Below are 19,732 nucleotides of genomic sequence, written 5' to 3' on the forward strand. Positions count from 1 at the left end.
GATCGATGCGGGCCGCTCATGCGGCCGCCTCCACGCCCCAGCCGAGCTGCGGCGCGATCAGAGTCCTGAAGTCCGCCAGGATCTGGCGGTACGCGTCGAGGGCGAAGCTGTAGGGCAACTCCAGCCGCAGGGTGTCGGCGAAGGGCAGGATCGGATCGGCGCGCAGCCGTTCGACGATCTCGGCCGCGGTGCTGACGAGATCGGGCGCGAACTGGGTCCGCCGCTCGCCCTGCGGCTCGCGGGTGCGGGCGTGGCGGCTCGCGGCATAGTCGCGGTAGCGCGCCCGGGTCGCCGGGTCGGCGCCGTCGAGGGGCACGATCACCCGGCCGAGCGCGATCCGCGGCGCGCCGACACCGCGCCACTGCGCGCGAAAAAGCTCGACGTGGTGGGCCTGGGTCGCGAAGAAGCCGTCCCGCTCCTCCGCAATGTTGATGTTGCCGATGAGGAGATGGAAGCCGTTCTCGGCGGCCCAGCGGACCGAGCGCAGCGAGCCGCCGCCGTACCACAGCCTCTGGCGCAGCCCCGGCGCGTGCGGGCGCAGCCGGGGCCGATGGGTGCCGGCCGCCGAGGTGATGCGCGTGTCGGGCTCGCCGAGCCAGTCGCCGTCGAGATTGGCGGCGAGCCGCGCCACGCGGCGATGCGAGTGGTCGACAAGGGCCGGATCGCCATCCAGGAAGCGGTCGCCGAGCAACGCCCCGTAGGCCGGCGGCCCGGCGCTCAATCCGACTTGGAGCCGGCCGCCGGACAGGATGTCCACCAGCGACAGGTCTTCCGCCAGCCGGAACGGGTTCTCGTAGCCCATCTGGATCACGGCCGTGCCGAGGTCGATCCGGCGCGTGCGCTGCGTGGCGGCCGCCAGGAAGGTCGCTGCCGACGAGATGCCGGGTTCGAGGTGGCGCTGGCGCACCCAGGCCCCATCGAAGCCGAGGGCCTCGCCGGTGGCGAACAGGTCGAGGGTCTGCTCCAACCCGGCGCGCGGATCGGACTCGTCGTAATTGCCCGGGGTCAGGAAGGCGATCTGCCGGATCGAAGCCTGCGCCATCGCTCAGAACTTCGGCAGGCCGGGCGGGTTGGTCTCGGAGCGCGGCAGCGCCTCCTCCTCCAAGCCCCACCGGGCCAGGGCCCGCCCATACGTGCCGTTGGCGATCAGGTCGTTGGTAGCGAGCGTCAGCGCGTCGACTAGGCCGCTGCCCTTGCGGGTCGCGATCGCCACATCCGATGTCAGTGGCCAGCCGGCGCTGAGCGTGCCCGCCTGCCGGATGTCTTTGTCGCGCGCGGCCACGAACACGAGCTGCGCGTGCGGCTGCACGATCACGTCGGCCCGGCCCGAGCGCAGAGCCACGAGGCGGGCGGCCTCGTCGTCGAACAGCTGCAGCTCGAGGGGCTTGAGCCCCGCCGCGAGGTTCTGCTTGTTCCACTCCACCAGGATGCGCTCCTGGTTGGTGCCGCCGCCGAGGCTGATGCTGAGGCCCGCCACGTCCTTCGGCTCGCGGATCTGCGTGATTTGGCTGTCGGCCTTCACGAACAGCCCGTGTAGGCCCTGCCGGTAGGTGGTGAAGTCGAACTTCTCCTTGCGCTGCTCGGTGACGCCGACATTCGAGATTACCGCGTCGTATCGGCCGGAGCTCAGCCCGAGCGGCCAATCCTCCCACGCCACCGGAACGAGCTTGAGCCGCAGGCCGAGGCTGTCGGCGATCAGCTGGGCGAAGTCGGGATCTGCCCCGACCACGGTCCTGGCATCGGTGGCGTAGCTCCCGAGCGGCGGCCCGCCCGGGGTGATCCCCACCGTGAAGGCGCCGGGCTCGGCGAACCGGTAATCCTTCGGGAGGCGGGCGATCGCGGCCGGGTCCGTCGCGACCCGGATCCGGCCCGGCTGCTCCGGACCGAGGTCGAACGGCCCCTCCGCCGCGGCGAGGGGGCCCGCCCACAGCGCGCCGAGGACGAGCGACAGGCGCATCCACCGTGGACTCATCGAAAGCCTCCGATTCCCGGCTGCGCCGGTCAGGTCCGCGGCAGGCCCGGCGGGTTGGTGCGGGATTCCTCGATGGCCTCGGCCGAGAGGTTCCAGCGCGCCAGCGCCTGGGCGTAGTGTCCGTTCTTGATCTGGGTGTTGAGCGCGTGCGTGATCGCCTCGGCGAGGCCCGCGCCCTTCCGCGTCGTCACCGCGATCTCGGCGAGCACCGGCCAGCCGCCGCTGAAATTGCCGGCGAGCCGGGTCTTGCCCTCCTGCGCCGCCTTGAAGCCCAGGAGCGCGTTCGGCCCGAGATAGGCGTCGGCCCGGCCGGACTCGATGGAGAGGTAGAGCGCCACGTCGTCGTCGTGATACTGGAACTCGACCGGCTTGAGCCCGGCCTTCACGTTCTGGTCGTTCCAGCGGAGCAGGATCTGCTCCTGGTTGGTGCCGGCGGAGACGATCACCCGGAGCCCGGCCACGTCGCGCGGCTCGCGAATGACGATCGGGTTGTCCTTCCGCACGTAGAAGCCGAGCAGGTCCTTGCGGTAGGTCGAGAAGTCGAACTTCTCCTTGCGCTGCTCGGTGACGGTGACGTTCGAAATGACCGCGTCGTACTTGCCCGAGACGACGCCGAGGGGCCAGTCGGACCAGGAAACCGGCACGATCTCGAGCTTGCGGCCGAGTGCATCCGCCACGAGCTGCGCGATGTCGGGCTCGGACCCGATGATCGTCTTGGTGTCGGTGGCGTACCCGCCGAACGGGAAGCGGCCGCCATTGTTGGCCACGGTGAACACGCCGTCCTGGGCGAAGCGCGCGTCCTTGGCGATGAGCCGGATCGCCTCCTCGTCGCGGGCGGCGCGCACCCGCCCGGGCTGCTCGGGGGAGAAGTCGAACGCCTCCAGGGCGAGGGCGCGGCCGGACACGAGCGCCCCCGAGGTGGCGGCGGCGAGGAGGGCAAGGGATCTGCGGCGGGTGAGCACGGTCGAGAGCCTTTTCGAGAGGGGTCAGAGAACCTTGGCGAGAAATTCCCGGGTCCGCGGGTGGTCCGGCTCCGTGAGCATCCGGTGGGGCGGTCCCTGCTCGATCACGCGGCCCTCCTCCATCAGGACGACGTGGTCGGCGACCTCGCGGGCGAAGCCGATCTCGTGGGTCACGATCACCAGGGTCGTGCCGGAGCGGGCGAGTTCCTTGATCACGTGGAGCACCTCGCCGACGAGTTCGGGGTCGAGGGCCGAGGTCGGCTCGTCGAACAGCAGCACCTTCGGCTTGAGGGCGAGGGCGCGCGCGATCGCGACCCGCTGCTGCTGGCCCCCCGAGAGCTGGCGGGGATAGGCGTCGGCCTTCGCGGCGAGGCCGACCCGGGCCAGAAGCTCGCGCGCCTCGGCGAGCGCCTGCGCGCGGGGCACGCCGCGCACCGTCATGGGCGCCTCGATGACGTTCTCGATGGCCGTGAGGTGGGGGAACAGGTTGAAGGTCTGAAACACCATGCCGACATCGACGCGCCGTTTCAGGATGTCCTTCTCCTTCAGCTCGTGGAGCGCGTCGCCGTCCTGCCGGTAGCCGATCAGCTCGCCGTCGATCGCGATGAAGCCCTGATCGACCCGCTCCAGGTGGTTGATCGCCCGCAGCAGGGTCGATTTACCCGAGCCGGACTGGCCGATGATCGCGGTCACGCTGCCGGGCCGCAGGGTGAGGCTCACGTCGTCGAGCACCTTGAGCGCGCCGAAGCTCTTCGAGACGCCGCTGATCCGGATCTCGCCGCCGGCTGCGAACAGGCTGGACCGCGGGACCGGGGCGGCCACGGCGTCCGTGGCGGAGGCCCGGCCGGCCTCGTCGCTGGCGCGCCGGATCCGTTTGAGCGCCAGGGCGATCAGCGAGGGCGGCGGCTCGCGCAGCGCGCCGCGGGCGTAGTAGCGCTCGATATGGCGCTGGACGAAGGACAATATGGTCAGGATGACGAGGTACCAGACCGTCGCCACCATCAGCAGCGGGATGACTTCGAGGTTGCGCCGGTAGATGACCTGGACCGTGTAGAACAGATCCGGCAGCGCCAGGATGTACACGACCGAGGTGTATTTCGTGATCTCGGTGACTTGGTTGAAGGCGGCCGGCAGGATCGAGCGCATCGCCTGGGGCAGCACGATACGGGTGAGCTGCCGGCGCCACGGCAGCCCCAGCGCCGCGGCCGCTTCAAGCTGGCCCTGGTCGACCGAGAGAAGGCCGCCGCGCACGATCTCCGCCGAGAAGGCCGCGGTGTGGAGGGTGAGGCCGAGCACCGCCGCCAGGAACGGCGTGATCAGCTGGGTCGTCTGCCAGGAGCCGAAGCCGATCCCGGTGAAAGGCACCCCGATCGAGAGCGTCGGGTAGAGGTATCCGAGATTGTTGAGGATCAGGAGCAGGACGATCAGCGGGACCGACCGGAACAGCCAGACGTAGCCCCAGGACAGGCCGGCGAGCAGCGGCGAGCCGGAGATGCGCGCGAAGGCCAGGAGGGCGGCGAGCAGGAAGCCGAAGACCATGCTGAGCAGGGTCAGGAGCAGGGTGCGCCCGAGGCCGGTCAGGACCGGCTCGGCGAAGAACCACTCGGCGAAGACCGCCCAGCCCCAGCGCGGGTTGGTGAGGACCGAGTGCAGGATCACGGCGATCACCAGACCGGCGAAGACCGTCCCGATGTTGCGCGCCGGATAGCGCGCCGGGACGATCCGGGCGCGGCTGAAATCGCGGGCTGAGTCCGGGCGGTGGGCGTGTCCGGGCAGGCCCGCCACGTCGCTGGCGAAGGTCATGGCACGCTCTCTCGGGGCAGGATCATTTGGAGCAGGATCACTTGGGGCAGGATCACTTGGGATGGCCGTCTCGGCGGGGCGGAACTCAAGCGGGGCTGCACGCGGCGACGGCGGCGGCCAGCTGCTGGGCGACCGCAGCCGGGGGGCGAAGCGCCTTCTCGAAGGGCAGGATCTTGTAGATCTCGGGATCGAGCGACACGTCGAACAGCGGCGTGTAGCCGAGGTCCAGGTAGAGCCCCTTGGCCTCGGGCTGGCGGAATCCGGTGGTCAGGTAGATGCGGTCGTAGCCCTGTCGCCCGGCCTCGGCTTCGAGCTCCTCGACGACCCGGCGTGCCAGACCCTGCCGCCGGAACTGCGTGTCGGTCCAGACCCGCTTCAGTTCGGCCGTGTGGTCGTCGTAGCGCTTGAACGCACCACCCGCGATGGCGCGCCCGTCCCGCACGAGCAGCACGAAGCTCCCGTCCGGCGGCGCGAACAGTTCGGCCGGGTAGCGGGTCATCTCGGCGCCCGGCGGATCGCCGAAATAGCTGCCGTAGCGGGTGACGTACTCCCAGGTGAGCTGTTCGACGAGGGGGCGCGCCAGCGGGTCCAACGGCGTGGTGTAGACGAACTGATCGGACATGGCGGCTGTATCCAATCGCGGGGGCAAGGAGGGTCAGACGAGGAAGGCGCGGGCGAGCCGAACCCAGAGGCTCGCGGCCGGCGCGAGGATCGCATCGTCGAAATCGTACTGGGGGCTGTGCAGCGGCGCGCTGTCGCCGTTGCCCACGAACAGGTAGCTGCCCGGCCGCGCCTCCAGGAGGTAGGCGAAGTCCTCGCTCGCCATGCGCGGCTTGAAATCGGCTTCCAGGCGGCCGGGACCGAAGGCGTCGAGGGCCACGTCCCGCGCGAAGCGCGTCTCCGCCGCGTGGTTGACCAGGGCCGGCAGGCCCCTGCGGTAGCGCAGCTCCGCCCGCGCGCCGTAGCTCTCGGCCACGCCCCGCGTGATCGCCGTGACGCGCTCCTCCAGCCGGTCGCGCACCGCCGGATCGAAGCTGCGGATCGTCAGGCTGAGATCGACGCTGTCGGGGATGACGTTCGAGGCCTCGCCGCCGTGGATCGCGCCGACGCTGACGACGGCGGCCTCGCGCGGATCGACGTTGCGCGCGACGATGCTCTGCAGCGCCAGCACGATGGCCGAGGCCGCCACAACCGGGTCCACCGTCTCGTGGGGCGACGCGCCGTGGCCGCCCCGGCCCACGACACGGATCTCGGCCTTGTCGACCGCCGCCATGGCGGGGCCCGTGACGAAGCCGAATTGCCCGCGCGGCACCCCCGGCCAATTGTGGAACCCGAAGACGGCGTCGACGGGAAAGTGCTCGAACAGCCCCTTGGTGACGAGGGTGCGCGCGCCGGCGCCGATCTCCTCGGCCGGCTGGAAGATCAGGGTCAGCGTGCCGGAGAAATCCAGATCCGCCAAGCGCTTGGCGGCGGCCAGCAGCGTCGCGGTGTGCCCGTCATGGCCGCAGGCATGCATCGTCCCGGGCGTTCCCGAGCGGTAGGGGAGATCGGTCGCCTCCGCGATCGGCAGCGCGTCCATGTCGGCGCGCAGGCCGAGCCGCCGTTCGCCCGAGCCCTTGCGGAGCAATCCGACCACGCCGGTGCCGGCAAGCCCGGTGGTGACCGTGTAGCCGTAGCCGCGCAGCCGCTCGGCGACGAGGGCGCCGGTGCGGGTCTCCTTGAAGGCGAGTTCAGGGTGCCGATGCAGGTCGTGCCGGAGCGTGACGAACTCGTCCACCGAGGCGAGGATGCCCGGATCGATACCCCTCTCGGCGACGGTGGCGTGGATGGTCATCGCAGGACGCCTCAGCCGGCCTGGCGCACCGGCGCGGCATCGCCCGGCGCGCTGTAGCGGCTCGCGCGGCGCGGCAGGCCGAGATGGTCGCGCAGGGTCTTACCCGGCAGCGTGCGGTCGTAGACGCCCCGCGCCTCCAGCACCGGGATCACGAGCGCGATGAAGTCGTCGAGGCCCTGGCCGATCACGGGGAAGCCGAGGACGAACCCGTCCGCCGCCTGCTTCTCGACCCGCGCGATCAGCAGGTCGGCGACCTCCTCGGCCGAGCCGATCAGGTCGGTGCGCGGCGTCGCGGTCTCGAGCGCCGCCTCGCGCAGGGTCTGCCCCTTCGCGGCGGCGTTGCGCTTGATGCGGTCCGTGGTCGAGCGGAAACTGTTCTGGCCGATCGCGCCGAGATCCGGGAACGGCGCGTCGAGGGGATAGGCGCTGAAATCGTGATGGTCGAAGAAGCGGCCGAGATAGGCGAGCGCGTCCTCGATCGAGATCAGGTCGCGGATCGCCTGATACTTGTCCTCGGCCTCTGCGCGCGTGCGGCCGACGATCAGCCCGGCCCCCGGGAACAGCTTCACGTCGTCCGCGCGCCGTCCATGGGCCACCGCGCTGGTCTTGATCGCGCGGTAGAGGGCCTGCGCCTCCTCCAGGGGCACGTGATTGGCGAAGACCGCGTCGGCGTGACGGCCCGCGAGCCCGATCCCCGACTCGGACGCCCCGGCCTGGAACAGCACCGGCTGGCCCTGGGGCGAGCGCTGGATGTTGAGCGGCCCCTCCACCTGGAAGAAGCGCCCCTTGTGGTTCAGCGTATGCAGCTTGTCGGGGTCGAAGAAGCGCCCGCTCGCGCGGTCGCGCACGAAGGCGTCGTCGTCCCAGGAATCCCAGAGCCCCTTCGCGACCTCGAGATATTCCTGCGCGATCTCGTAGCGCAGCGCGTGCTCGGGATGGGGCCGGCTGTAATTGCGCCCGGAGCCTTCGAGCGGCGAGGTCACGGCGTTCCAGCCGGCCCGGCCGCCGCTGATCAGGTCGAGCGAGGCGAATTGCCGGGCGATCGTGTAGGGATCGCTGTAGGAGGTCGAGACCGTCCCAACGAGACCGAGTTTCTGCGTGTTGGCCGCCAGGGCCGAGAGCAGGGTCAGCGGCTCGAAGCGATTCAGGAAGTGCGGGATCGACTTCTCGTTGATGTAGAGCCCGTCCGCCACGAACGCGAAGGCGATCCCGTTCGCCTCGGCCTTGCGCGCGTTGCTGATGAAGACGTCGAGGTTGACGCTGGCATCGACCGGATTGCTCGGATGCCGCCACGCATTCATGTGGCTGCCGCCGCCCTGGAGCATGAGGCCGAAGGTGAGACGGGTCTGCGACATGGGCGGGTCTTTCCGGGCCTGGATCAGGCCGCGAGGGCCGAGGCGCCGCCCGCGAGCAGCGTCACGGAGGCGAGGCGTCGGGTGGTCGCGGAGGGCGGCGTGTCGACGATGAATTCGCGGACCCCGAAGCGGGCCCGCAACCGGTCGAGTTCGCCGCGCACGTCCTCGGCCGTGCCCGACAGCACATGCGGCCTGCGGATCTCGGTGCGGTAGGAGGCGGCCCCGGCCTGCCGGGCATATTCGGCCGCCTGCTCCTCGGTGCCGAGATTGACGCTCTGGCCGTCGTCGAGGGTGACCCTGAAGACCTTGAGCGGATCGGTCACCGCCCGCGCCTCCTCCGCGGTCGGGGCCACGAAGGCCGTCACCGCGAGCAGCACTTCGCCCGTGCCGCCCGCCTTCGCGTAGGCGTCGAGGCTCGCCTCGGTCACCCCCGGGTCGCCGTTGAGCTGCCCGGCGAAGACGAAGTGCCAGCCGCGCGCCGCGGCGAGCCGCGCCGATTCGGGACTCGCGCCGAGGAGGAACCGCTCGGGCGCGGCCGGCGGCACCGGCAGGGCCGGCGGCGACCCCGCCTCGGATCGGGAAGCGAGATAACCGTCGAGCTCCGCGAGCAGCTCCTCGAAGCGCGGCGGGCGCGCCGGATCCTGCAGGCGCCGCAGCGCGCGGGTCGCATCGGGTAGCCCCCCGAACGCCTTGCCGATCCCGAGGTCGATCCGGTCCGGCGCCAGCGTCGCGAGCAGGTTGAAGGTCTCCGCGACCTTGTAGGGGCTGTAATGCGGCAGCAGCACGCCGCCGGAGCCGATCCGGATGCGCTGCGTCCGGGCCGCCAGATAGGCGATCAGGATCTCGGGCGCAGAACTGGCGAGCCCCGGATTCGCGTGATGCTCCGCTACCCAGAAGCGCTTGTAGCCGAGACGCTCGGCATTCTGTGCGAGCGCGATCGTGCGCTGGAGCGCCGCGCCCGCCGGCTCGTCCGCCAGGATGGGGCTCTTGTCGAGCAGGCTGAGCGCGTAGGTCATCGCGAGGCCCGATGCTCCAGAGGGCGGGCCGAGATACCCGAGCGCCGGATCCGTGACCGGGGGGCTGGTTTGAGGATCGTGATCAGCACAATGGACCGCCTGGGCTCCGGAATTCACGACCGCCGTGTCGTTGCTTGACCGTTGCTGCCCCAGCGGATGTCACGGCAGAAGATCGCGCAAAGAAACGGCTAAGCATTTCTTCTGACCCGACAATTCTCCGGCCGGTTCATGCCCGCGTCAACGACAGTCGATCCCAAAGATGAGCGGTGTTTTAGGGGTTTGATTTGCTTGCCGCCGGATCGACTGAAAGATTATTTCTCGACCGGCGGCCTCGCCGGGGCGGCCGCATCGCGCCGAAAGGCTTGCGGCGGCCTGCTCCGTTCGCCCCCCTCGCCGCTCCGCGCTCAGGCGAGTCGGGCGCGCGGGCGAGTAGCCGGCTCGGGAAGCGGCGGCAGTTCGAGATTGGAGCGGAAATCGTCGCCGATGTAATCGGTGTCGATGAGGGCGCGCCGCCGCAGCTCCGGCAGGAGGCCGTTGAGCAGCAGATCCTCCTGGTCCGGGTTTCCCAGGCCATGCAGGGTCAGCACGTCGACGGCGCCGGCCCGGAAGCGCTCCTCGATGGCGTCGGCCAACTGCTCCGGGGTGCCGGCGACGGACCAGTGACCGGTCTCCTGGGCCTCGATGATGAGCGCACGCAGGGTCAGGCCCTGGCGGGCGTAGCGCCGGAAGATCTCCACGCGGCCGCGCCGGCGGTTGATGCTCTCGACCTCCGGCAGCAGCGCCGCGGGGAGCGGCGCGTCGAGGGGGAGGCCCGCGAGGTCGACCTGGCCGCCCAGCATATCCGCGAGCTTGAGGCGGCCCTGTTCGTAATCGATCCGCGCGTGCTTCTCCCGGAGCCGACGGGCCACATCCGCCTCGGACTCGCCGATGACGGCGTGGAAAGAATTCATCACGCGCGGCAGGGCCTCGCCGCGCCCGTAGGCTGTGGCGCGGCGGCGAAGCTCCGTCGCGAAGGCGACGGCACCCTCCAGGGTCGGTTGCGCGGTGTAGACGATCTCGGCGTAGCGGGCCCCGACGCTCACCCCCGCCTCCGACTGCCCGGCCTGGAACAGCACCGGCCGCCCCTGCGGCAGCGGCGGGATGTTCAGTGGCCCCGCGACGGCGAAGTGCTCCCCGCGATGGTCGATCCGGTGGAACTTCGCCGGATCGACGGCGATCGCCCCCGATCCCTTGCGGTGGGCCGCATCCTGCTCGTTCGCGTCGAAGAGGGCGTTGACGACTGCGATGAACTCCGCGGCGCGGGCATAGCGCGCCTCCGGGCCGGGGAGCGCCTGGCCGAAATTCTCCTCGCCGACCGAGGAGGTCACGGCGTTCCAGGCCGCGCGGCCGCCGCTGACATGGTCCAGGGTGCCGATCTGCCGGGCGAGATTGTAGGGATGGTGGAAGCTCGTCGATACGGTCGCCACCAGCCCGATCCGGGACGTCGCCTGGCTGAGGGCGGCGAGCGCGATGAGCGGTTCCTGCGCGCCGGCGGTTCCGGCCAGGCCCGCCGGGTCGATCTGCAGGAGGTCGGCGGTGAAGAGGCCGGTGATTGTCTCGGCCTCCGCCTTGCGGGCGAGTTCGACCGCGCGCTTCACGCCGATCGTGGGATCGCCGTCGTTCGATGCGGCCACGACGTTGGCGGCACCGACCAGGGTCTTGAGGCGGCGGGGGCGGCCCCCCGTCATGGCCGGCACCGAGAGATGGTCGCGGCACGCGATGCGCGCGGCCTCCGGGAACACATGGCTCTTCGGCGCCGGTGCCAAACCCCGTCCGGGGTCGGTGAGGTCCGGATCATACGGCTCAGGCCGCCGTCGCGCGACGCGACGCGAGGCGATCGAGAACCTTGCGTTCCTGTACCTCCTTCAGGGCCAGGACGCGCGCGGTCGCCGCCTCGAAGGAGGCGGCGGGCGGATAGACCGGCGAAGTCCCGGCCTGACCGGCCCGCGCCCCGATCGGCTTCTCGAAGGGGAGGGAGCGGTACAGGGTGGGGTCCGCCGCCGTGTCGAACAGCGGCCGATAGCCGAGCCTGCGGTAGAGCGCGGTCGCCTCCGGCTGGCGAAACCCCGTGGTCAGGTAGGCGCGCGTGTAGCCGAGGCGGCCCGCATGCGCCTCCAGCGCCGCCACGACGCGCTGCGCCAGCCCCTGGCGGCGCAGGTCGGCCCGGGTCCAGATGCGCTTGAGCTCCACGGTCTCGTCGTCGTGGCTCATGAAGGCGCCGCCGGCGATGGTCTCTCCGTCCCGGACGATCAGCAGGAAGTCGCCGAGCGGCGGTTGATAGACCTCCGCCGGGTAGCGCAGGATTTCGGACCATGCGCCTCCGGGACGGCCCGCCGTGCCGTAGCGGCTGTCATACTCGGCGACCAGCGCCTCCAGGAGCGGTTGCGCGGCCGCCTCCAGGGGAGACGATCGGATGATGACGCCGGCCAAAGCCTGCCTCCGTCGAAGATGAGCAGCGTTTCGCAACACGGAATCCGAGGCGCCGAGGCGAATGCGCGGTCGCGATGTCGATCCCGACTGCGCTCCGACGGTGCACGCTCGCTCCCCGGTGTGCCCCGCGCTGCGCTCGTAACATCCCAAAGGTTTGAAGAAGATCGATCGGGTTGCGCGCCGAGGATCCTCAAAGCATTCCAGCGTCTATCGGCCGCCCATCAACGGCCGGCGATGGTCTCATCATCGTATGGCGGCACCTCGAAGGTCAATGAAAGCTTAATGCATCTTTGCGCCATTTCGTAGGACGATAACGTCTTCAAGGCCCGCGGGAAGAGAGATCGATATTCTGTGCCCCTGGGGCCGCGAAGCCGGTCCACGCCGCGACCAAGTCCCTGCGACCAAGTCCCTGCGACCAAGTCCCTGCGACCAAGTCCCTGCGACCGATCCGGTCAGCCCTCTGACGCGGAGGTCGGGCGCGGGCCGGGCTGGCCCGGGTCCAGGTGGCGGAGATCCGCGATCGTCGCCCGGGCGGTGTCGAGGGCGATGGCGACGGCCGACATCGTGGCGGCGTCGGGGGCCCGCTCGCAGGCGTAGCGGACCGCGTCGCCGGCCAGGCGCTCGACCTCACGGGTGAGATCGGCGATCGCCGCCGGGTCCCGGGCCGCCCGGGCCTGCTCGGTGATCTCCAGGAGCCGCTCCACGATCTCGTCGATGTGCTCCCGGCGCAGCCCGGCCAGGCGCTGCCGGATCCAGGCCAGCACAGAGACCAGCCCGCCCGCCAGCGCGCCGAGCAGGTAGAGCGTGTCGCCGTAGCGCTCGACGAAACCGTGCTGCTCGCGCTCGTAATAGTCGATCGCCCCCGGGTGGATCGGGATCCGGGCGCTGGTGGCCGCCACCGTGGTCTCGTAGGCGGGGGCCTGGACGTAGTCGGCGGCCTCCGTGGCGTTGGCCGCCTCCGTGCGCTTCTCGAACAGCTGCTGGGTCATGTCGGCCGCCACCGCGCGGCTCAAGGAAGCGCGGGCCATCAGGCGATAGGAGGCGCCCACCGTCTTCACGTCGTCGGCGGGCAGCTTCGGCCGGCCGCCGAACAGGCCGCCGGGGATGGCCACCGCCTGGAGCTTGGGGAAGCGCTCGATCACCGCGTCGTCGTCCTCGACGGCGACGAACTCGACCTTGCCGCCCCGGGCCACCGAGCGGACCGCCGCCACCAGGTCGAGGGCTTTTGGGGCCGAGGGCGCGATGATGCTGATGAAGGCGTCGATCCGCTTCTCGCGCAGCGCCCCCGCCACCGCGTCCTCGGCCACCGGCACGAGCACGACCGCGCGGTCGCCGGGGCCGCCCCCTGCCCCCGGCTCCAGGGTCAGGCCGTAATAGCCGAGGATGCTCTTGAGCAGCCAGATATCCGCGTCCCGGTGGCCGCCGATGCCGAGCCGCTTGCCGGCCAGGTGCGGGAAATCCTTGATGCCGGCCTGCTCGGGCGAGGCGATGAGCATCGCCTGGTCGCGCAGGATCGCCAGGGTGAGGCCGTTGGTCGGCAGCAGCACGTCCGGCCGGACCACCGCCAGGTCGGCGCGCCCGTCCTGCAGGGCGGCGGCGCTCTCGCGTACGTCGTCGAAGTCGAGGATCTTGAGGCGCAGGCCGGTGCGGCCGGATTCCAGCGCGTTGGCGTAGGCGCGGATCAGGCCGGGCTCCGTCCCGTCCCGGGGCGCGACCGCGACGGTCAGCACGGTCGCCTGCAGGAGATACCAAGCGAGGAGGGCGGCGGCGGCCAGGAGTGCGACGGCGCCGGCCAGCAGGGTCTCGCGGCGCAGCAGCCAGGACAGGTCGGTGGGCATCGGCCTCTCGGTGGGTCACGTCCGCGCCCTCGGCGCAGCTGGGAGGAGTGGCTACAGCGCGAGTTCCGGGAGCGGATCGACGTCGCGGAGGCGGATTGGTGTTGGCTCGGCCTGGCCCGGGGGCTCGACGGAAAAATAGGCCATTGGCTCCCGGCGGCCGCGCAGGGGCTCGCGGCTGACCTCCCGCCACAGGGCGGTCGCCGAGCCGGCGGCGCGCCGGACGGCCTCCGAGGCCAGGATCGGGACGCCGTGGGTCTTGGTCGCCTGCTCCAGGCGGGCGGCCACGTTCACCGTGTCGCCCAGCACGGTGAACTCGTAGCGCGCCTCCTCGCCGATGATCCCGCTGAACACCTCGCCGCAATGGAGGCCGATTCCGATCCGCACCGTGGCGGCGTGCTCGCCCTTGAGGTTCCAGCGGGCGATGACCTCGACCAGGTCCGTGGCGAAGGCCACCGCCCGGGCGGCGTCGTCGGCTTGCGCCTCGGGCAGTCCGAACACCACCAGGGCGCCGTCGCCGATGAACTTGTCGACGACGCCGTTATGCAGCCGGGCCACGCGCATCACCCGCCGCCGGAACGCTGACAGGAAGGCGGAGAGTTGCTGCGGGTCGAGGCGCTCGGCCAGGGCGGTGGAGCCGCGCATGTCCACGAAGGCGATCACCGCCTGCTGCCGCCGGCCGGCCCGCAGGCTGCCGTCGTCGTCGGCCAGGCGCGAGACCAGCTCCTGCGGCAGGAAGCGCGACAGCCGGCGCCGGCGCCCCGCCTCGCGCATGGCCGAGACGGCAAACAGGATCAGCACCAGGACGAGCCCGGCGAGCGCCGCCCAGATCAGCAGCGCGATCCGGGAGACCGCCGCCTCGCGCCGCTCCATCAGGGCCGATTCCTGGGCCTCTATGCGGCGCACGACGGTGCGGATCTCGTCCATCAGGCGCCGCCCGTGCCCTTCCCGGACGAGGGTCCGGCTCGCCTCGATGTCGCCGCTCCGGTGCAGGTCGATGCTGGTGCCGAGCTCGCCGAGCTTTTCCCGGATCAGCAGGATCAGGCCGTCGAGTTCGGCGCGCTGGCTGTCGTCGTCCCGGAGCAAGTCATGCAGGCGGGCGATCTCGCCGTTGACCTTGGACCGGCCGTTTCGGAACGGCTGCAAGAAATTCTCGTCCTCGGTGAGCAGGTAGCCGCGCTGCCCGGTCTCGGCGTCCTGGACCGCCGACAGCACCCGGCCGAGGCGCCCCTCGACCGCGAGGGCGTGGCGCACCGCCTCGCTGCCGTGCTGCTGATAGACCGAGGCGCCCACCGCGATGCCCAGCATCGCCAGGATCACGGCGAGGCCGGCGATCATCCGGTCGACGGTTTTGGAGCGTCCCGGCACATGCTCGATCACGTCCAGGGCGGCGCGGGCGGTCATGGCGTGGCCGTGCAGGATCGGAACGTGCACGCGCCGGCGATCCCGCGAGCCGGGGCCGCTGGCCGTATGGGCTGGCGCATGATCGCGCTCTGCGCCGCGGGCACAGCGATCTCCTGTCTCAATGGCGTCGGCGGACGATCCGGAACGGGCCGACGGATGGAACCGCCAGCACAAAAAACGGCCCCAGCTTTTGTTCCCGGCGCATCAGGTCACCATCGCGTGCGAAAGCCGAGTCCGGCGCGCCCTGCCGCGATCGTGATCCGCTGTGTCCGTGCCGGACGGTTGTCGCGTCGTCCGATCTTCGACAGCACGCGACGGAGTGCGATAGGCCCCCCTCCCCGACCGCTACAGCCCGAACATGCTCTGGGTCGGGGCGTGCAGCGTGAAGGCATGGCCTTCGTCGACCCAGCCGGTGCCGGCATGGCCCTGCTCGATGAAGGTGATCTCCGCGGCGCTGGACGCGTAGTAGTGGCGGCCGCTCTCGGTGTTGACGAAGCGCTCGATGGTCATCGCGCTCGCCCCGGGAGCGGAGGGATCCGCATAGGCCTCGAAGGCGACGCCGTCATAGTGGTAGCCCGAGCTGGAGCCGAGCAGGCCGTCCCGCTCGGCCGTGCTGGTCGTGTAGAAATCGTCCCCCGTCGCCGCGTTGGTGAAGTGGAACACGTCCTCGGTGCCGGTGGATCCGGTGGGCGCGGCCCAGCCGACCCCCTGATACGCGTAGGCCGGTTGGGAGGTCTTGATCGCGTCCCGCTCCGCCGTGCTGGCCGTGTAGAGGTGCTGGCCGGTGGACGCGTCGTAGAAGTGGAAGACCGGCTCAAGGCTCGCGCTCGTGCCGGTGTTCGGGTTCGCCTGGTAGGCGCGCAGATAGTCGATGTTCATCTGGGCCGGGAACGGCGTCGTCCCGTCGGCATCGCCGGGCCATGTCCCGCCGATCGCCAAGTTGGCGATCATGTACATGGGCTTGTCCAGGCTGGCGGGGGTGGGTGTCCGATAGACCTCCTGGCCGTCATAGTAGAAGGCCAGGCTGTCCGGCTCCCAATCGACCCCGTAGGTGTGGAATCCGCCGCTCATGTCGGCGACCTGCGACACGCCCTGGCTCAGGGTGTGGTTGCCCGGGGTCTGGCCCGGCGCGAGGCTGTGCACGCTGGTGTAGAGCGTGCCGGGATCGTGCCCGAGCATCTCCATCACGTCGATCTCGGGCGGCCAGGACCCGTCCTTGGCGAGCAGCCAGAAGGCCGGCCACACCCCCTGCCCGGCCGGCAGCTCCGCCCGCATCTCGAAGTAGCCGTAGGTCTGGCTGAAGCTGTGAGACGTGTTGATCATCCCGGACGTGTAGGGCTGGCCGCCCAGGTCCGGGCGCAGCGCCGGGTCGGACGGCGCCGCCGTGATCGTCAGGATGCCGTCATGGACGCCGAACGGGTTCGGCAGCGCCGCGCCGCTCCCACCCACGAGATGGTCGGCCCGGAGGTACCATTCCTGCTCCTGGTTGAACGGGCGCGTTCCCGTGGCCGTGACATAGCTGCCCCATTGCGGGCCGCCCGCCGTGTCGAGGCCCGAGGTCTCGTTCCAGAGGTCGAGGGTGTTGAACTCGGCGCTGTAGGTAAGCGTCGCGGTCTGCGTGAGGTTGTTGGGATCGATCGGCATCGGGGCTGGCCTGTCGGTTCCGCCGGATCACGGTCTGTATGCAATCAAGGGTTGCAATATTCCTGCCGGCGAGGCCGACGGCCCTACGTCTCGCCTATTTTTCGCGAAACGCCCGGCGCGCCTGATCGACCAGGGGCTTGGTGAGATACGACAGCACCGTCCGGTCGGCGGTGCGGATGAAGGCCTCCACCGGCATGCCGGGCATCAGCTTGGCGCCGTCGAGGCGGCCCAGCTCATCCTTGGTCACGCCCAGGCGCACGAGGTAGTAGAAACTGCCGGTCCGCTTGTCCTCGCTGACATCGGCGGCGATCCGGGTGACCCGGCCGTTGAGCTCCGGCGTCGTCCGCTGGTCGAGGCCCGGGAAGCGCAGGCCGGCCGCCTGGCCGGTCTGCAGCCGGTCGATGTCCTGGGGCGCGACCCGGACCTCGGCCACCAGGGAATCGGCGTTCGGCACGATCAGCAGGATCGGCTCGCCCGGTGAGATCACGCCGCCCCTTGTATGGACCGCGAGCTCGTGCACGTAGCCGGTCTGCGGCGCGCGGATCTCGATGCGCTGGAGCTGGTCGAAGGCGGCGATCCGCTGCTCGGTCAGGGTCGCGGCCTTGGCGCGGTTTTCGGCCAGCTCCTTGGCGACGTCGCTGCGCAGGTTCTGCTCGAGCTGGATGATCTGCAGCTCGGTCTCCGAGACCTTGCCCTTGGTCTGGGCGATATTGGCCACCAGGACCCCGCGCTCGCCCTTGAGGCGGGACATGTCGCGCTGGAGGCTGGTAAGCCGGGTCAGCTGGATCAGGTTCTTCTTCCAGAGATCCTCGACGCCTTCGTATTCCCGCCCGATGATCGCGGTCTCCTGCTCCTTGGCGGCGGCCTGCTCGACTAGGCCCTTGATCTCCTCGCGCAGCTGGCCGATCCGCTCGCGCAGCTGCGCCTTCTGGCCCTGGAGCGCGTCGCGGCGGAAACGGAACAGCTTGCGCTCGCCGTCGACGATCCGGGCGACCTCCGGCCCCGCTCCGGCGAGCTCGGCCGGGAAGGCGGGCTCGTCGCGGCCGTCGCGCTCGGCCTCCAGGCGGGCGTTGCGAGCGGCGATCTCCCACAGGCTCTTGGTGACGCTGTCGTAGGTGGCCCGGGTGGTGGTGGCATCCAGCCGAACCAGCAGGTCGCCGGCCTGGACGCGGGCGCCCTCCTGGATCGGCAATTCGGCGACCACGCCGCCGGTCGGGTGCTGGACCTTCTTGATGCTGCTCTCAACCACCAGGGAGCCGGTGGCGATGATCGCCCCCGATAGTTCCGTGGTGGCGGTCCAGGCGCCGGTGCCGGTGGCCAGCACGATCACGGCGGCGACGCCGACGACGTGCCGCCGGAGCGAGCGCCGGGTCTCGCGGGTCGGGTCGTCGGAGGCTTGGTCCCGGGTCATGCGACCCTCGCGGGGGGCGGCCGGGTCAGGGCGCCCAGCTGCGCCAGGACTTCGTCGCGCGGCCCATGCAGCCGCACCCGGCCCTCGCCCAGGACTAGGATGCGGTCGACCGAAGCGAGCGCGCTCGGCCGGTGGGCGATCACCACCACGATGCCGCCCCGGGCGCGCACGCCCTGGACGGCCGCCGACAGGGCGCGGTCGCCGTCGACATCGAGGTTGGAGTTCGGCTCGTCGAGCACCACCAGGAACGGGTCGCCGTAGAGCGCCCGCGCCAGCGCGATCCGCTGGCGCTGGCCGCCCGACAGGCCGAGTCCGCCGGCGCCGACCCGGGCGTCGTAGCCGCCCGGCAGGCGCAGCACGACCTCGTGGACGCCCGCCGCCTTCGCGGCCGCTTGCAGGGCCTCCGGGTCGGGCGCGGGATCGAACCGGGTGATGTTCTCCGCGATGGTGCCGTCGAACATCGCTATGTCCTACGGCAGATAGCCGACGGCGCGACCGAGGGCGTCGGGATCCCACTGGTCGATCGCCGCGCCGTCGAGGCGGATCACCCCGCGGACCGGCCGGGCCAGGCCGACCAGCGCCCGGGCGAAGGTGGACTTGCCCGAGCCGCTGGCGCCGATCACCCCGAGGGCGCTGCCGGGGGCGAGGGCGACGTTGACGTCGTGCAGGATCAGGCTGTCGGTCCCAGGGGCGGCGATCGACAGGGCGGTCACGCGCACGCTCTCCCGGGGCGCCGACAGGGGCGTCAGGGCCTCCGGCTCCCGCCGGGGCAGGAAGGCCACCAGCCGGCTCCAGGCCTGCCGGGCGGCCGAGAACGACTTCCAGTTGGCGATGGCGAGATCCACCGGGGCCAGCGCCCGGGCCGACAGGATCGTGGCGGCCAGCATCACGCCGGCGGTGGCCTCCTCCCGCACCACCAGATAGGCGCCGAGCCCCAGGATCCCGGATTGCAGAACCGTGCGCAGCAGCCGCGCCATCGCCCCGAAGCCGATGGCCAAGTCGTTGCCATAGGTGGCGACATCAAGGTTTTCGCGGGTCCGGGCCTGCCAGAGAGCCGCCACCCGCGACCGCATCCCCAGCGCGCAGAGCAGCGGCGCGGTCCGGTGCGCCATATCGGTGAAGGACCGGCGCGCGCCGGCGACCCGCACGGTCTCCCGGGTGGTCTCGGCGGAGGCCCAGTCGGTCAGGATCGTCAGGGCGCAGAGGACCAGCGCGCCCGCCGCGATCGCCGCCCCGAGCCAGGGATGGAACAGGAAGCAGACCGCGATGTAGAGCGGCACCCAGGGCAGGTCGAAGAAGGCGGTGAGCGCCAGGCTCGACACGAAGCCCCGGACGGTGTCGAGGTCGCGGAGCGCCTGGGGGCCGTCGTCGCCGTTGGGCATCTCGGAGCCGCGCGCCAGCAGGGTCCGGAAGATCCGCGGGCCGAGGCGCTCGTCCACGAGGCGGCCGAACCGCGACAGGATCCGGGCGCGGAACACTTCGAACACGCTCTGGATCAGGAACAGCATCAACGCGATGCCGGCGAGCCCGACCAGGGTGGCGATGCTCCGGCTCGGCAACACCCGGTCGTAGACCTGGAGCATGAAGATCGGGGCTGTCAGCATCAGCAGGTTGATCAGGCCGCTGACGATCATCACGGTGATCAGGGCGGCGCGCCCGGCCCGGATGGCGGCCCAGAATTCCCGGCTCTTCGCAACACGCAACACGCGTTCGTCGGTCACAGGACGATTCCCCGAAGTCTCGGTGCGGAAGCCCCGAGAGAACCCAGCCGCAGGGGGGACAGGGGCCCGGCCGTCAGATGCCGGGATTCGCGCGCGCGCCGGTCGAGGGCGAGGTCATAGGCAGGCGTGCGCCGGGGTCCATGCGCCATTCGAGCTGGCGCGATGCGGGGCCGGGTCTTGGGGCTCGAAAACGCAACATGACCATCTCCGGGTTCATGACGTAACCCGTGATGCAACTAAGGGTTGCAAAAATTGACATCGGTAGGGAATACCGGGATTTTTGACAGGGCTCCGATCGAGCGTCGT

General features: G+C 70.8%; 14 protein-coding genes and 1 pseudogene. All 15 read right to left on the bottom strand.

Translation table 11 applies throughout. From position 1 onward, the window contains the following. Positions 1–16: 16 nt before the first annotated feature. Entirely contained in the window at positions 17–1,042 is a 1,026-nt protein-coding gene (locus tag BM228_RS23045) for an LLM class flavin-dependent oxidoreductase (protein ID WP_092044269.1), read from the bottom strand. 3 nt (positions 1,043–1,045) lie between these two features. Beyond that, positions 1,046–1,972: an ABC transporter substrate-binding protein gene (locus BM228_RS23050; protein WP_425284985.1), complete on the bottom strand. Its 927-nt coding sequence runs from the start codon at positions 1,970–1,972 to the stop codon at positions 1,046–1,048. A 29-nt stretch (positions 1,973–2,001) separates the two neighbouring features. Further along, entirely contained in the window at positions 2,002–2,934 is a 933-nt protein-coding gene (locus BM228_RS23055; protein WP_092044272.1) for an ABC transporter substrate-binding protein, read from the bottom strand. A 24-nt stretch (positions 2,935–2,958) separates the two neighbouring features. After that, entirely contained in the window at positions 2,959–4,737 is a 1,779-nt protein-coding gene (locus BM228_RS35885; protein WP_092044273.1) for an amino acid ABC transporter permease/ATP-binding protein, read from the bottom strand. Between the two features lie 85 nt (positions 4,738–4,822). Next, a complete protein-coding gene (locus BM228_RS23065) occupies positions 4,823–5,359 on the bottom strand; it encodes a GNAT family N-acetyltransferase (protein ID WP_092044274.1) in 537 nt (178 codons plus the stop codon). A 33-nt stretch (positions 5,360–5,392) separates the two neighbouring features. Further along, positions 5,393–6,571, bottom strand: a complete 1,179-nt coding sequence (locus BM228_RS23070; protein WP_092044280.1) for a M20 aminoacylase family protein — start codon at positions 6,569–6,571, stop codon at positions 5,393–5,395. 11 nt (positions 6,572–6,582) lie between these two features. Next, on the bottom strand, positions 6,583–7,926 hold the full coding sequence (locus BM228_RS23075; protein WP_092044282.1) for an LLM class flavin-dependent oxidoreductase: 1,344 nt from the start codon (positions 7,924–7,926) through the stop codon (positions 6,583–6,585). A 23-nt stretch (positions 7,927–7,949) separates the two neighbouring features. Beyond that, positions 7,950–8,942, bottom strand: coding sequence for an MsnO8 family LLM class oxidoreductase (locus tag BM228_RS23080; protein ID WP_092044284.1), 993 nt, complete (start codon positions 8,940–8,942; stop codon positions 7,950–7,952). A 404-nt stretch (positions 8,943–9,346) separates the two neighbouring features. Then, complete coding sequence (locus BM228_RS23085) at positions 9,347–10,669, bottom strand: NtaA/DmoA family FMN-dependent monooxygenase (RefSeq protein ID WP_092044308.1); 1,323 nt, start codon at positions 10,667–10,669, stop codon at positions 9,347–9,349. Between the two features lie 115 nt (positions 10,670–10,784). Continuing rightward, positions 10,785–11,411, bottom strand: a complete 627-nt coding sequence (locus tag BM228_RS23090; RefSeq protein WP_092044286.1) for a GNAT family N-acetyltransferase — start codon at positions 11,409–11,411, stop codon at positions 10,785–10,787. Between the two features lie 452 nt (positions 11,412–11,863). Then, the gene (locus tag BM228_RS23095) at positions 11,864–13,249 is read right to left on the bottom strand and encodes a TAXI family TRAP transporter solute-binding subunit (RefSeq protein ID WP_092044288.1); all 1,386 of its coding nucleotides are present in this window, start codon (positions 13,247–13,249) and stop codon (positions 11,864–11,866) included. Positions 13,250–13,300: 51 nt separating this feature from the next. Further along, the gene (locus BM228_RS23100; RefSeq protein ID WP_244537280.1) at positions 13,301–14,680 is read right to left on the bottom strand and encodes an adenylate/guanylate cyclase domain-containing protein; all 1,380 of its coding nucleotides are present in this window, start codon (positions 14,678–14,680) and stop codon (positions 13,301–13,303) included. Between the two features lie 315 nt (positions 14,681–14,995). Continuing rightward, complete coding sequence (locus BM228_RS23105) at positions 14,996–16,294, bottom strand: family 16 glycosylhydrolase (RefSeq protein WP_092044289.1); 1,299 nt, start codon at positions 16,292–16,294, stop codon at positions 14,996–14,998. A gap of 94 nt (positions 16,295–16,388) precedes the next feature. Next, complete coding sequence (locus BM228_RS23110; protein WP_092044291.1) at positions 16,389–17,705, bottom strand: HlyD family type I secretion periplasmic adaptor subunit; 1,317 nt, start codon at positions 17,703–17,705, stop codon at positions 16,389–16,391. After that, positions 17,702–19,426 (bottom strand): annotated as a pseudogene (locus BM228_RS23115) (type I secretion system permease/ATPase). Before BM228_RS23115 ends, BM228_RS23110 begins: the two are co-directional and overlap by 4 nt. Between the last annotated feature and the right edge of the window lie 306 nt (positions 19,427–19,732).

The organism is Methylobacterium pseudosasicola, assembly GCF_900114535.1.
GTDB lineage: Bacteria > Pseudomonadota > Alphaproteobacteria > Rhizobiales > Beijerinckiaceae > Methylobacterium > Methylobacterium pseudosasicola.